The sequence below is a fragment of the Kluyvera georgiana ATCC 51603 genome (genome assembly GCF_001654985.1).
Lineage (GTDB): Bacteria > Pseudomonadota > Gammaproteobacteria > Enterobacterales > Enterobacteriaceae > Kluyvera > Kluyvera georgiana.
This window is the reverse complement of the sequence record NZ_LXEU01000015.1, coordinates 165,378-178,333: the sequence shown is the minus strand read 5'-3', so window position 1 is coordinate 178,333 and position 12,956 is coordinate 165,378. Positions and strand designations below refer to the sequence as shown.

General features: G+C 56.4%; 13 protein-coding genes and 1 riboswitch. Of the genes, 5 read left to right on the top strand and 8 right to left on the bottom strand.

Annotated elements, in window-relative coordinates:
* Window positions 1-163: 163 nt before the first annotated feature.
* From parE to nudF, 5 genes are all read right to left on the bottom strand, one after another.
* Window positions 164-2,059 carry a DNA topoisomerase IV subunit B gene (parE, locus tag M989_RS03955; protein WP_064542323.1) on the bottom strand — a complete coding sequence of 632 codons (1,896 nt, stop codon included), beginning with the start codon at window positions 2,057-2,059 and terminating at the stop codon, window positions 164-166.
* A gap of 27 nt (window positions 2,060-2,086) precedes the next feature.
* On the bottom strand, window positions 2,087-2,662 hold the full coding sequence (gene yqiA, locus M989_RS03950; protein WP_064542320.1) for an esterase YqiA: 576 nt from the start codon (window positions 2,660-2,662) through the stop codon (window positions 2,087-2,089).
* The gene (cpdA, locus tag M989_RS03945) at window positions 2,662-3,489 is read right to left on the bottom strand and encodes a 3',5'-cyclic-AMP phosphodiesterase (RefSeq protein ID WP_064542317.1); all 828 of its coding nucleotides are present in this window, start codon (window positions 3,487-3,489) and stop codon (window positions 2,662-2,664) included. Before cpdA ends, yqiA begins: the two co-directional genes overlap by 1 nt.
* Window positions 3,490-3,581: 92 nt before the next feature.
* The gene (locus M989_RS03940) at window positions 3,582-4,007 is read right to left on the bottom strand and encodes a DUF1249 family protein (protein WP_064542314.1); all 426 of its coding nucleotides are present in this window, start codon (window positions 4,005-4,007) and stop codon (window positions 3,582-3,584) included.
* On the bottom strand, window positions 4,004-4,636 hold the full coding sequence (gene nudF, locus M989_RS03935; protein WP_064542311.1) for an ADP-ribose diphosphatase: 633 nt from the start codon (window positions 4,634-4,636) through the stop codon (window positions 4,004-4,006). Before nudF ends, M989_RS03940 begins: the two co-directional genes overlap by 4 nt.
* Before the next feature lie 210 nt (window positions 4,637-4,846).
* Here nudF and tolC point away from each other — a divergent pair, with 210 nt between their 5' ends.
* From tolC to M989_RS03920, 3 genes are all read left to right on the top strand, one after another.
* Window positions 4,847-6,274 (top strand): outer membrane channel protein TolC, encoded by a 1,428-nt coding sequence (tolC, locus tag M989_RS03930; RefSeq protein ID WP_064542531.1) that lies wholly within the window; start codon window positions 4,847-4,849, stop codon window positions 6,272-6,274.
* 171 nt (window positions 6,275-6,445) lie between these two features.
* The gene (locus M989_RS03925) at window positions 6,446-7,123 is read left to right on the top strand and encodes a DUF1190 family protein (RefSeq protein WP_064542307.1); all 678 of its coding nucleotides are present in this window, start codon (window positions 6,446-6,448) and stop codon (window positions 7,121-7,123) included.
* A 5-nt stretch (window positions 7,124-7,128) separates the two neighbouring features.
* Window positions 7,129-8,289 (top strand): glutathionylspermidine synthase family protein, encoded by a 1,161-nt coding sequence (locus tag M989_RS03920; protein ID WP_064542305.1) that lies wholly within the window; start codon window positions 7,129-7,131, stop codon window positions 8,287-8,289.
* Window positions 8,290-8,292: 3 nt separating this feature from the next.
* On the opposite strand, the gene ygiD is transcribed toward M989_RS03920, so the two are convergent.
* Complete coding sequence (gene ygiD / locus M989_RS03915; RefSeq protein WP_064542302.1) at window positions 8,293-9,081, bottom strand: 4,5-DOPA-extradiol-dioxygenase; 789 nt, start codon at window positions 9,079-9,081, stop codon at window positions 8,293-8,295.
* 195 nt (window positions 9,082-9,276) lie between these two features.
* Here ygiD and zupT point away from each other — a divergent pair, with 195 nt between their 5' ends.
* Window positions 9,277-10,050: a zinc transporter ZupT gene (zupT, locus tag M989_RS03910; protein ID WP_064542298.1), complete on the top strand. Its 774-nt coding sequence runs from the start codon at window positions 9,277-9,279 to the stop codon at window positions 10,048-10,050.
* Between the two features lie 62 nt (window positions 10,051-10,112).
* On the opposite strand, the gene ribB is transcribed toward zupT, so the two are convergent.
* On the bottom strand, window positions 10,113-10,766 hold the full coding sequence (gene ribB / locus M989_RS03905) for a 3,4-dihydroxy-2-butanone-4-phosphate synthase (protein ID WP_064542295.1): 654 nt from the start codon (window positions 10,764-10,766) through the stop codon (window positions 10,113-10,115).
* Window positions 10,767-10,870: 104 nt separating this feature from the next.
* Window positions 10,871-11,019, bottom strand: a riboswitch (FMN riboswitch).
* Between the two features lie 121 nt (window positions 11,020-11,140).
* On the opposite strand from ribB, the gene ubiK reads away from it, so the two are divergent.
* On the top strand, window positions 11,141-11,410 hold the full coding sequence (gene ubiK / locus M989_RS03900; RefSeq protein ID WP_064542293.1) for a ubiquinone biosynthesis accessory factor UbiK: 270 nt from the start codon (window positions 11,141-11,143) through the stop codon (window positions 11,408-11,410).
* A 110-nt stretch (window positions 11,411-11,520) separates the two neighbouring features.
* Here the strand turns inward: ubiK and hldE are convergent, their stop codons facing one another.
* Window positions 11,521-12,954 (bottom strand): bifunctional D-glycero-beta-D-manno-heptose-7-phosphate kinase/D-glycero-beta-D-manno-heptose 1-phosphate adenylyltransferase HldE, encoded by a 1,434-nt coding sequence (hldE, locus tag M989_RS03895; RefSeq protein ID WP_064542289.1) that lies wholly within the window; start codon window positions 12,952-12,954, stop codon window positions 11,521-11,523.
* Window positions 12,955-12,956 lie beyond the last annotated feature (2 nt).

Below are 12,956 nucleotides of genomic sequence, written 5' to 3'. Positions count from 1 at the left end.
GTCATACCAAATTTTAAAATGGCATTTCATAAAGCACAGAAATTAGAAATGAATCGATTCATTAGCGTTGGCGGTTTGCTATTGCGCCAGAGTGAGAGGGCGCGCGGGCAATAAAAAAGGAGACGCGTGCGTCTCCTTTTTAGGGGGAATTCTGGATTGCAAATCAGGCTTCGAGATCGGCCATATCGCCTTTTTCCTGCAGCCAGTTGCGGCGGTCTTCCGAACGCTTCTTGGCCAACAGCATATCCATGGTCGCATCGGTCTGCTGTTCATCTTCATCGTTGATGATGAGCTGCACCAGGCGGCGAGTGTTCGGATCAAGCGTGGTTTCGCGCAGTTGCATCGGGTTCATTTCACCCAGACCTTTAAAACGCTGCACGTTCGGCTTGCCTTTCTTGCGCTTGAGCTGCTCCAGCACGCCCGCTTTTTCTTCTTCGGTCAGAGCGTAGTAAACCTCTTTGCCCAAATCGATACGATACAGCGGCGGCAGCGCCACGTAGACGTGACCTTCTTTCACCAGCGCGCGGAAGTGCTTCACAAACAGCGCGCAGAGCAGCGTGGCGATGTGCAGACCATCGGAGTCCGCATCCGCAAGGATACAGATCTTGCCGTAGCGCAGCTGGCTGAGATCCGAACTGTCCGGATCGATGCCGATCGCCACGGAAATATCGTGCACTTCCTGCGAGGCCAGTACTTCGTCAGAGGAGACTTCCCAGGTGTTAAGGATCTTACCTTTGAGCGGCATGATCGCCTGATATTCACGATCGCGCGCCTGTTTCGCTGAACCGCCCGCCGAGTCACCTTCCACAAGGAACAGTTCGGTGCGCGCGAGATCCTGCGCGGTACAGTCGGCCAGTTTACCCGGCAGCGCCGGCCCGCTGGTGAGCTTTTTACGCACCACTTTTTTCGCCGCGCGCAGACGACGCTGAGCGCTGGAAATCGCCATTTCGGCCAGCAGTTCAGCGGCCTGGACGTTCTGGTTCAGCCACAGGCTAAAGGCATCTTTCACCACGCCGGAGACAAACGCCGCGCACTGACGCGAGGAGAGACGCTCTTTGGTCTGCCCGGCAAACTGCGGATCCTGCATCTTCACCGACAGCACGTAAGCGCAGCGATCCCAGATATCTTCCGCCGACAGCTTCACGCCGCGCGGCAGGATGTTGCGGTATTCGCAGAACTCGCGCATCGCGTCGAGCAGGCCCTGGCGCAGACCGTTAACGTGCGTACCGCCCTGCATGGTCGGGATCAGGTTGACGTAGCTTTCGGTCAGCAGCTCGCCGCCTTCCGGCAGCCATAGCAGCGCCCAGTCTACCGCTTCGGTGTCGCCGGAGAAGTTGCCGACAAACGGTTTTTCCGGCAGCAGCGGCAGGCCGTTCACCGCTTCACTGAGATAGTCGTTCAGACCGTCAGCGTAGCACCAGGTCTGTTCAGTATCGTTGACTTTGTCTTTAAAGACGATTTCAACGCCCGGGCAAAGTACCGCTTTCGCTTTCAGCAGGTGGCTTAAGCGGGACACGGAAAAACGCGGGTTGTCGAAGAAGCTTTCGTCCGGCCAGAAGTGAACGCTGGTGCCGGTATTGCGTTTCCCGCAGGTACCGGAGACGTGTAAATCTTCGACTTTTTCGCCGTTCTCAAACGCGATGCTGTAGATTTGGCCGTCGCGACGAACGTTGACTTCAACGCGTTTGGACAAGGCGTTCACCACCGAAATCCCCACGCCGTGCAGGCCGCCGGAGAACTGGTAGTTTTTGTTGGAGAACTTACCGCCCGCGTGCAGACGGCAAAGGATCAGCTCAACCGCCGGTACGCCCTCTTCCGGATGGATGTCGACGGGCATGCCGCGGCCGTCGTCGATAACTTCCAGCGACTGATCGGCATGGAGGATGACTTCGACACGCTTCGCGTGCCCGGCCAGCGCTTCATCCACGCTGTTATCAATCACTTCCTGACCAAGGTGGTTAGGACGAGTGGTATCTGTGTACATTCCCGGACGGCGGCGAACCGGCTCAAGCCCGGTGAGTACCTCAATGGCATCAGCGTTATAAGAAGATTGCGTCATGATCTATTCGTAGGTAGTTGGCGCTGCTTAATGCAACCCCAGGAAATCGATAATCTGTGTGAAGTGATCTTCAAAGCCGGTAAATGCGTGATTACCGCCCTCCTCTACCGTTTGTCGGCAGGAGGCAAAATAGTCCACGGCCTGGCGGTAATCCAGCACTTCATCGCCGGTTTGTTGAAGCAACCAGATGAGATCCGGTGCCTCAAGCGGGTCAATTTGCATCACTTTGAGATCGTAAATATGGCGTGACTCTAGCACATATTGCTGCCCGGTGTAGGGATTCTCGTTCGGGCCGAGGAAATTCACCAGCAGCTCAAACGGGCGTATCGCCGGGTTCACCACCACCGCAGGCAGCATGAAACACTGCGACAGCCAGGTGGCGTAATAGCCGCCCAGCGACGATCCGACAATACCCAGCGGCTCACCGCCGTGCTTGAGCACCAACGCTTCGAGCATTTCCGCCGCTTCCGCCGGATAGACGGGCAGCTGCGGAATCAGCATTTTCACATCAGGATAGTGCTCCGCCAGCCACTGCTTAAGCGCCGTGGCCTTGGCCGAGCACGGAGAGCTGTTAAAGCCATGCAGATAAAGAAGCGTCGACATTAATAGCCTTCAGATGCGGTATCAGGATGGAATGTTGACCCGGCAAGACGGCAGACTTCGGTGGTTAACGAACCATCGGCATGCAGCTCCAGCCAACGCCAGCCAGGCGAAACGGTATCCAGCGTAAAGTTGGCGCAGTGCGGCTTAAACTGCACGCAGGTTGACGGCGTCGCCATGATACGGCGCCCGTTCCACTCGACGTCCAACTCCTGGTGAATATGGCCGCACAGCAGATGCTTCACGCGCGGATAGTGCACCAGCACGTTATCCAGGGCACCGGCGTTGCGCAGACTGTGCTGATCGAGCCAGCTACAGCCCGCCGGCAGGGGGTGATGGTGCAGCAGCAGCAAGGTATGTCGTTCCGGCATTTCCGCCAGCCGTTTCTCTAACCACTCAAGCTGGAAGTCGCTCAGTTCACCGTGCGGCACGCCGAAAACCTGACTGTCGAGCAGCAGAATTTGCCAGTGTTCGCCAACCAGTACGCGCTTGGCCGGAGAAATGCCAGCATCCTGCAGGGTGCTGTACATGGAGGGCTGGAAATCATGGTTTCCCGGAAGCCAAACGCAGGGCGCAGTAAAGCTCGCGATGCCTTCAGCAAAGTGCTGATAGGCCGCGGATGAGTGATCCTGTGCTAAATCGCCTGTCGCTACCACCAGGTCAACTTCACGCGCCGAGGCATGTATTGCCTGCAAGACGGCGTGGTAGCTTTCCCAGGTATTCACCCCTAACAGCGTTTCATCTTTTTCAGCAAACAGGTGAGTATCAGTAATTTGCAGTACCCTGACACTGGCCCCACCAGCCAGAGGAAGGTTTAAAAGGCTTTCCAAATGGTGTCCTTAGGTTTCACGATGCAAACATACACATCATCCTTTCAGGCAGCGTCGTCGCTGGCAGCGCCCCAGAGGCAGCCCGAACGGTTCTATGTACAAACCGGAATCGCCATCGCTCCATGTGCTAAACAGAATCGAAGCCAGTCGGCCAGAAACTGATTAATTTGATGCTTTTCGTCGCGTTGATGCAACTTTTTATTTGGATAATCATACCGCGCTTTGAAGCGAAAGATCTGCTGACTTGAACACACTTCAGCCACCATCGCGTCATGATACAACCGCACGGTCATCGACGGCAGGCTCCAGTAGCTCACCGCCGGGTGCGTTTGTTCAATCGTCACAAGCGTAGTGTAACGAGTTGATTCGACTATCGTTAAGCGATATTGCGCATTAGCCACCTGATAGCTCACCGTTTCGCCGGCTTCATCAATGCGCGGCAGTAAGCGGCGTAATTGCGCGAAGTTGGTTTCGCACAAACGCATCATTTCAGGGAAGTCAGGTGTATAGCGCTTCATTTTGCCCACTCTTTTCGTAAGTCCTGATAATGCAGCTGCAGCCATTGCAAAGCGATGACAGACGCTGCGTTGTCAATTTTTCCCTCTTCCACACATTGATAAGCATACTCCCGGCTTACCACATGAACGCGAATGTCTTCGTGTTCTTCCGCCAGGCCATGGATGCCCTTGGCCGTTGTCGCATCCACTTCCCCCACCAGAATGCTCAGACGCTCGCTGGTGCCGCCGGGGCTGGCCAGATAGCTCAGACACGGCTTCATGCGGCCCACGATCAGCCCCGCTTCTTCCAGCGACTCGCGGCGGGCGACGTCCTCAACGGTTTCGCCCTCTTCAATCATCCCCGCGACCATCTCCAGCAGATAGGGGGTCTCACTGGTGTCATAAGCGGCAATACGCACCTGCTCGATCAGCACCACTTCGTCACGCACTGGGTCAAAGGGTAGCAAGACTGCAGCGTGACCGCGCTCAAAAATTTCGCGACGAACTTCTCCGCTCATTTCTCCATTGAACAAACGGTGGCGAAAACGGTACACATCAAGCGAAAAAAAACCGCGATAAACTGTTTCTCGTGCAATAATTTCTACATCGTTTTTCGCGAGGGTGACCACCGGGTTACGTGATTTAGTCATGGACTGGCCTATGCAGTAATTGTGTTGAAATTGTGGATTTAAACTCTGTTTATCTTAGGATCCACTCACTCTATGGTAGATTGGTGCAAATTAACGCCAGATGGCACGTTACGCCAACTTTTTAACACGGCGGACTCTGGTACAATCGGCAAATATTTTTTCTGTGAATTAGATCAGCGCTAAGCTTCACAACAAGGAATGCAAATGCAAATGAAGAAATTGCTCCCTATCTTAATTGGCCTGAGCCTGACGGGCTTCAGTACAATGAGCCAGGCAGAGAACCTGTTACAGGTCTATCAGCAGGCACGTACCAGTAACCCGGATCTCCGTAAATCTGCAGCAGATCGTGATGCGGCATTCGAAAAGATCAACGAAGCGCGTAGCCCGCTGTTACCGCAGCTAGGTCTGGGTGCCGATTATACCTACACCAACGGCTTCCGCGACAGCAACGGCGTGAACTCCAACGTCACCAGCGGCTCGCTGCAGTTGACGCAGACCCTGTTCGATATGTCCAAATGGCGTGCGCTGAGCCTGCAAGAAAAAGCGGCGGGCATCCAGGATGTGACCTATCAGACCGATCAACAGACGCTGATCCTGAATACCGCAACCGCGTACTTCAACGTGCTGAGCGCCATTGACTCGCTCTCCTACACCGAAGCGCAGAAACAGGCGATTTACCGTCAGTTAGACCAAACCACCCAGCGCTTCAACGTGGGCCTGGTCGCCATCACCGACGTGCAGAACGCCCGTTCACAGTACGATACCGTACTGGCGAACGAAGTCACCGCGCGTAACAACCTCGACAACGCGGTAGAAGCGCTGCGTCAGGTCACCGGTAACTACTATCCGGAGCTGGCGTCACTGAACGTCGACAGCTTCAAAACCGATAAGCCGCAGGGCGTGAACTCTCTGCTGAAAGAGGCGGAGAACCGCAACCTCTCCCTGTTGCAGGCTCGCCTGAGCCAGGACCTGGCGCGTGAGCAGATTCGCCAGGCGCAGGACGGCCACCTGCCGACGCTGGATTTAACCGCCTCTACCGGGGTGTCTAACACCTCTTACAGCGGCTCTAAAACTCGCGGCTCTTCGCAGTACGATGATAACGATGCCGGTCAGAACAAAGTGGGTCTGAGCTTCTCCCTGCCGCTGTATCAGGGCGGAATGGTCAACTCGCAGGTGAAACAGGCGCAGTACAACTTCGTTGGTGCCAGCGAGCAGCTTGAAAGCGCGCACCGCTCCGTGGTGCAGACCGTGCGTTCTTCCTTCAATAACGTCAACGCCTCTATCAGCAGCATCAACGCCTACAAACAGGCGGTGGTTTCTGCGCAGAGTTCTTTAGACGCCATGGAAGCGGGCTACTCCGTCGGTACCCGTACCATCGTTGACGTGCTGGATGCGACCACCACGCTGTACAACGCGAAGCAACAGCTCTCCAGCGCGCGTTACAACTATCTGATCAACCAGTTGAATATCAAAAATGCACTGGGCACGCTGAACGAGCAGGATCTGCTGGCGCTGAACAACACCCTGGGCAAACCGGTTTCGACCGCCAATGCCACCATTGCGCCTGAAAATGCGCAGCAGGATGCCACCGCCGACGGCTACACCTCTCCGGCCACCAGCAAAGCGCGTCTCCGCTAAGGCTGACGTTTGCAGGTAACAAGGTCCGCCCCGTGCGGACCTTTTTTTGCGCCAACGTAAGGCAACGTAAAGATCCCCCGCTTTCGCCGTTTCTTCGCTTCATTTTCGACCACTCATCCACTATCCTGAGCGCTATTGCAATACCATTCCACTGGGTCCAGGAAGAATAAAATGAAACGGACAAACAACATTCAGCACGCCGCTTTCCGTAAAAGCTGGGGCGCGCGCCATCTCACACCGGTTGCACTGGCCGTCACCGCCGTCTTTATGCTCGCAGGCTGTGAGAAAACCGATGAAACCGTCACGCTGTATCAGAATGCGGACGACTGCTCCGCGGCCAACCCGGGCAAAAGCGCGGAGTGTACAACAACGTTCAACAACGCGCTGAAAGAAGCCGAACGCACCGCGCCGAAATACGCCAGCCGTGAAGACTGCGTAGCCGAATTCGGCGAAGGCCAGTGCCAGCAGGCACCTGCCCAGGCGGGCATGGCCCCAACCGGTGAGAACCAGGCGCAGGCGCAAAGCAGCGGCAGCTTCTGGATGCCGCTGATGGCGGGTTATATGATGGGCCGCATGATGAGCGGCGGCATGGGCGGCTACCAGCAGCAACCGGTCTTCACCTCGAAGAACCCGTCCAGCCCGGCCTACGGTAAATACACCGACGCCAGCGGTAAAAACTACGGCGCAGCCCAACCGGGCCGTTCGATGAACGTGCCGAAAACCGCCATGGCGCCAAAACCGGCAACCACCAGCACCGTTACCCGCGGCGGCTTCGGTGAGTCGGTGGCGAAACAGTCCACCATGCAGCGTAGCGCCACCGGCACCACCTCCCGCTCAATGGGTGGCTGATCGCCATGGAAAGAATCAGTATTGTTGAACGCCCGGACTGGCGTGAAAAGGCGACCGAATACGGGTTTAACTTCCATACCATGTACGGTGAGCCGTACTGGAGCGAGGAAGCGTACTACAAGCTCACCCTCGCACAGGTGGAAAAACTGGAAGACGTCACCGCAGAGATTCACCAGATGTGCCTGAAGGTGGTCGAGCGCGTCATCGCCAGCGATGAGCTAATGGCTAAATTCCGGATTCCCAAGCACACCTGGGGCTTTGTCCGCCAGTCCTGGCAGACAAACCAGCCGTCGCTCTATTCGCGCCTGGACCTGGCGTGGGACGGTAAGGGCGAGCCGAAGTTGCTGGAGAATAACGCCGACACGCCAACCTCGCTGTATGAAGCGGCATTTTTCCAATGGATCTGGCTGGAAGATCAGCTGAACGCGGGCAATCTGCCAGCAGGCAGCGACCAGTTCAACAGCCTGCAGGAAAAGCTGATCGATCGCTTTAACGAACTGCGCGAACAGCACGGATTCCAGCTGTTGCACATGACCTGCTGCCGCGATACCGTAGAAGATCGCGGCACCGTTCAGTATCTACAGGACTGTGCGGCGGAAGCAGGTGTCGCAACCGAATTCCTCTACATCGAAGATATCGGCCTGGGTGAGAAAGGCCAGTTTACCGATCTGCAGGATCAGGTGATCGGCAATCTGTTCAAGCTCTATCCGTGGGAGTATATGCTGCGCGAGATGTTCTCCACCAAGCTGGAAGACGCTGGCGTGCGCTGGCTGGAACCGGCGTGGAAGAGCATCATCTCTAACAAAGCGCTGCTGCCGCTGCTGTGGGAGATGTTCCCGGATCACCCGAACCTGCTGCCGGCCTACTTCGCCGAAGACGATCATCCGCAGATGGACAAATTTGTGGTGAAACCGATCTTCTCTCGCGAAGGCGCGAACATTTCGATCGTTGAAAACGGCAAAACCATCGAGCAAGTCGAAGGCCCGTACGGCGAAGAAGGGATGATCGTCCAGCAGTTCCATCCGCTGCCGAAGTTTGGCGACAGCTATATGCTGATCGGCAGCTGGCTGATTAACGATCAGCCAGCCGGAATCGGTATTCGTGAGGACAGAGCGCTGATCACTCAGGATCTTTCACGCTTCTATCCGCACATCTTCGTCGAGTAATCGTCAGCCAATTACCACCGACAGCATACTCAGCGAGCCCATTTCGATACCGTCTACCGGGATCGTGATGGGCTCTTCGCCATCCCATGCCCCCAGCACGTACAGCAGCGGCAGGAAGTGATCCGCCGTCGGGTTAGAGAGCGACCCGCCTTCATGCGACAGGTAGTTCACCAGCGGATGCTGCTCCGTCGGCCCTTTCCAGTCCAGATTCGCCTTCACATAGTCGTTAAAAGAGCTGGCCCACGGGTATGGCGTAGAATCGCCGTGCCATTTCGCGGTGCGCAGGTTGTGCACCACGTTGCCGCTCGCCACCAGCATGATGCCTTCATCGCGCAGGCTGGCCAGCTTACGGCCCATCTCAAAATGCCACGCCGCCGGTTTGGTGCTGTCGATGCTCAGCTGCACCATCGGGATATCCGCCTTCGGGTACATTTTGATCAGCACGCCCCAGGAACCGTGGTCAAAGCCCCAGGCTTCTTTGTCCAGCGCCACCGGTACCGGAGCCAGCAGCTCAACCAACCGCTGCGCGAGTTCAGGGGAACCTGGCGCCGGGTAATGGGTATCGTACAGCGCCTGCGGGAAGCCGCCAAAGTCATGAATGGTCTTCGGCGTTTCCATCGCCGTCACCCCCGTGCCACGGGTAAACCAGTGCGCGGAGACCACGACAATCGCTTTCGGGCGCGGCAGCGTCTCGCCCAGGTGCTGCCAGGTACGGGTATAGAGGTTATCTTCCAGTACGTTCATGGGGCTACCGTGACCTAAAAACAGTGCTGGCATTCGGCTACGAGACATGGTGTTATCCTTCCAGAGGCATTGATTTGATAACACCACATTAACCTGTTTTCAGTGAGGATAAACTCAGATAAGCGTGATGATGATCTTCAGAAAATTTGAATGTAAGGATGACGTAAAGAGTGCGTTCAGCCCTCGCAAGGGAAAACGATTTTCAATATTATGAATGATAATCATTATCATAAGGAGTAAACAATGTCGGTTCCGCTGATTCTGACATTATTGGCCGGCGCGGCGACGTTCATCGGCGCTTTTCTTGGGGTGATCGGCCAGAAGCCTTCTAACCGCGTGCTGGCGTTTTCCCTCGGCTTTGCCGCCGGGATTATGCTGCTCATCGCCCTGATGGAGATGCTGCCGGCAGCGCTGGATGCGCCGGGCATGCCGCCGGTGCTCGGCTACGGCATGTTTGTCTTTGGCCTGCTTGGCTACTTCGCCCTCGACAGGGTGCTGCCGCATGCCCATCCGCAGGATCTGATGCAAAAGAACACGCAGCCGCTGCCGCGCAATATTCGTCGCACCGCCGTTCTGCTAACATTGGGTATCAGCCTGCATAACTTCCCGGAAGGGATCGCCACTTTCGTCACCGCCAGCAATAATCTTGAGCTGGGCTTTGGCATTGCGCTGGCCGTGGCGCTGCACAATATCCCGGAAGGGCTGGCGGTCGCCGGGCCGGTCTACGCCGCCACGGGTTCGAAGCGTAAAGCGGTATTCTGGGCGGGCATTTCCGGCATGGCCGAAATCCTCGGCGGCGTACTGGCCTGGGCGATTCTTGGCAGCATGGTGTCGCCGGTGGTCATGGCGGCGATTATGGCAGCGGTCGCCGGCATCATGGTCGCCCTTTCCGTCGACGAGCTGATGCCGCTGGCGAAAGAGATTGATCCTAACAATAACCCCAGCTACGGCGTGCTGTGCGGTATGTCGGTGATGGGAATGAGTCTGGTGGTGTTGCAGTCGATGGGTATCGGCTAATGCGATAAAAAAACCCGGGTCGCTGAGCTAACCGGGTTTTATCATTTGCGATTTACTGTCAATCAGCTGGCTTTACGTTCATGTTCACGACGATAAGCCACCAGATCTTCGATGGTCACCAGCGCCATGTTATGTTTCTTCGCAAACGCGATGCACTCCGGCGCGCGCGCCATGGTGCCATCGTCGTTGGTCAATTCACACAGAACACCCGCCGGTTTGAAGCCTGCCAGGCTTACCAGATCGATAGTCGCTTCGGTGTGACCACCACGGGTCAGTACACCGCCTGGCTGTGCGCGCAGCGGGAATACGTGGCCCGGACGGTTCAGGTCGGACGGTTTCGCGTTATCGGCGATTGCCGCACGAACGGTGGTCAGGCGGTCAGCGGCGGAAACGCCGGTGGTGACGCCGTGTGCCGCTTCAATAGTGACGGTAAAACCGGTGCCGTAGGCGCTGGTGTTATTTTCCACCATCATCGGCAGATCCAGCTGTTTACGGCGTTCGTCGGTCAGACACAGACAAACGATGCCGCTACCGTGACGGATAGTCAGCGCCATTTGTTCAACGGTCATGTTTTCGGCGGCAAAGATCATGTCGCCTTCGTTCTCACGATCTTCATCGTCCAGCACCATCGCGCCGCGGCCTTCGCGCAGGGCAATCAGTGCGTTTTCAACGCGTTCAAACGGAGTACCAAAAGAGGAAAGTAGCGTCTGATTCATGGTAAAAAAACCTCATTAAAATTATGGTTACCAGAATCAGGGCAGTCTTAGGAGTGCCGACAAGCGGCAAATAGATAACGCGAGCGGGATAAACCCAACTGAATCGTTACTCTCTCCCATCCGGACTTTAACCGTCGGCCCCGGAATTACACCGGATCTGCTGACCTTCAGAAAATTTCTGAAGCGCTCGCGGGCTTTCAGCCGTAGCTGATTTACCGCCGGTGGGGAATTTCGCCCCGCCCTGAGAATAAGCGTACTCACTATAACGCTAATGACTATCTTCGGCAATGCATAAGCTTCGCACAATTCTGGTTTATCGTATCGGGAGAAGACACTACAATAGCGGTAATGCCGACTGAATCAGGGAAACAGAGATGATCGACCCGAAGAAAATTGAACAAATCGCCCGCCAGGTCCACGAATCCATGCCGAAAGGTCTGCGAGAGTTCGGGGATGACATTGAGAAGAAAGTTCGTCAGGTGATCCAGTCTCAGCTGACGCGCCTTGACGTCGTCAGTCGCGAAGAGTTTGACGTACAAACGCAGGTACTGCTGCGCACGCGTGAAAAGCTGGCGCTGCTGGAACAACGGATTAGCGAGCTGGAAAACCGCGATGCGGCGCCGGTTGCTGAAGAAAAAGAGTAATCAGAACTGCCCCCTCACCCTAACCCTCTCCCCAAAAGGGAGAGGGGACCGTTCGGTTTTCTCCCTCGCCCCTTTGGGGAGAGGGCCGGGGTGAGGGGAAGCGCGAAGCGTTACTTCCCGCTATCCTTCTGAATTTTCTTGATAATATTGGTCGTTGAACAACCATCTTCAAAGTTCAGCACCAGCACTTCACCCCCGTTCGCCCACACTTCTTCGCTACCGGCAATTTGTTCTGGCTTATAGTCACCGCCCTTCACCAGACGATCCGGCAGGATCCCGGCAATCAGGCGCTGTGGCGTATCTTCCTCAAACGATACGACCCAGTCGACCGACTCCAGCGCACCCAGCACGATCATCCGCTGATCCAGCGGGTTCACCGGGCGAGACTCGCCCTTCAGACGCTTGGTTGACGCATCGCTGTTAACCGCCACGATCAAACGATCGCCAAGTTTACGCGCATTCGCCAGATAGGAGACATGACCCGCATGCAGAATATCGAACACACCGTTGGTCATCACCACCTTCTCACCGCGACGACGCGCGGCGGCCACCGCCTGCTTAAGCTCTTCTTCGCTCATGACGCCAAAACCGGTATCCGCGCGACCGCGAACGGCGTTTTCCAGCTCGATGGGGGATACGGTTGACGTCCCGAGTTTACCCACCACGACACCCGCGGCGGCGTTAGCAAAGAAACAGGCCTCTTCCAGTGTCTTACCGGAGGCCAGCGTCGCCGCCAGCACGCCAATCACCGTATCACCGGCACCGGTCACGTCATACACTTCCTGAGCCTGAGTGGGCTGATGCAGCGGCGCTTTACCCGGCTGTAGCAGCGTCATGCCCTGTTCGGAGCGGGTTACTAACAACGCGGCAAGGTCGAAATCAGCAATCAGCTTCATGCCGCGCTCAACCAGCTCTTCTTCACTTTTACATTTACCCACTACCGCTTCGAACTCGGACAGGTTCGGCGTCAGCAGCGTCGCGCCGCGATAGCGTTCAAAATCAGTCCCTTTCGGGTCGATCAGCACCGGTACCTTCGCCTGACGCGCCAGCTTAATCATCTGCTGCACGCTTTCCAGCGCGCCCTTGGCGTAGTCGGAAAGCACCAGCGCCCCTACATTGGGCAGGCTGCTCTGAATGCGGTCATGCAGCGGCTGCGGGTCCACGCCGGCAAAACCTTCTTCAAAATCCAGACGAATGAGCTGCTGGTTACGCGACAGCACGCGCAGCTTGGTGATCGTCGGGTGCGTCGGCACGGAGACAAAATCACATTTGACGTTCACGTCGGCCAGCGCTTTGTTCAGCGCCCGCGCCGCGTCGTCAATACCTGTCAGGCCCACGAGACGAGAATTCGCGCCCAGGGAAGCAATGTTCATTGCTACGTTCGCCGCGCCGCCAGGGCGTTCTTCGATGGTCTCCACCTTGACCACCGGCACCGGGGCTTCCGGGGAAATACGGCTGGTTGGGCCATACCAGTAGCGATCCAGCATCACATCGCCAACCACCATCACTCCTGCACGTTCAAATTCCGGCAGCGTAACTTTCATTC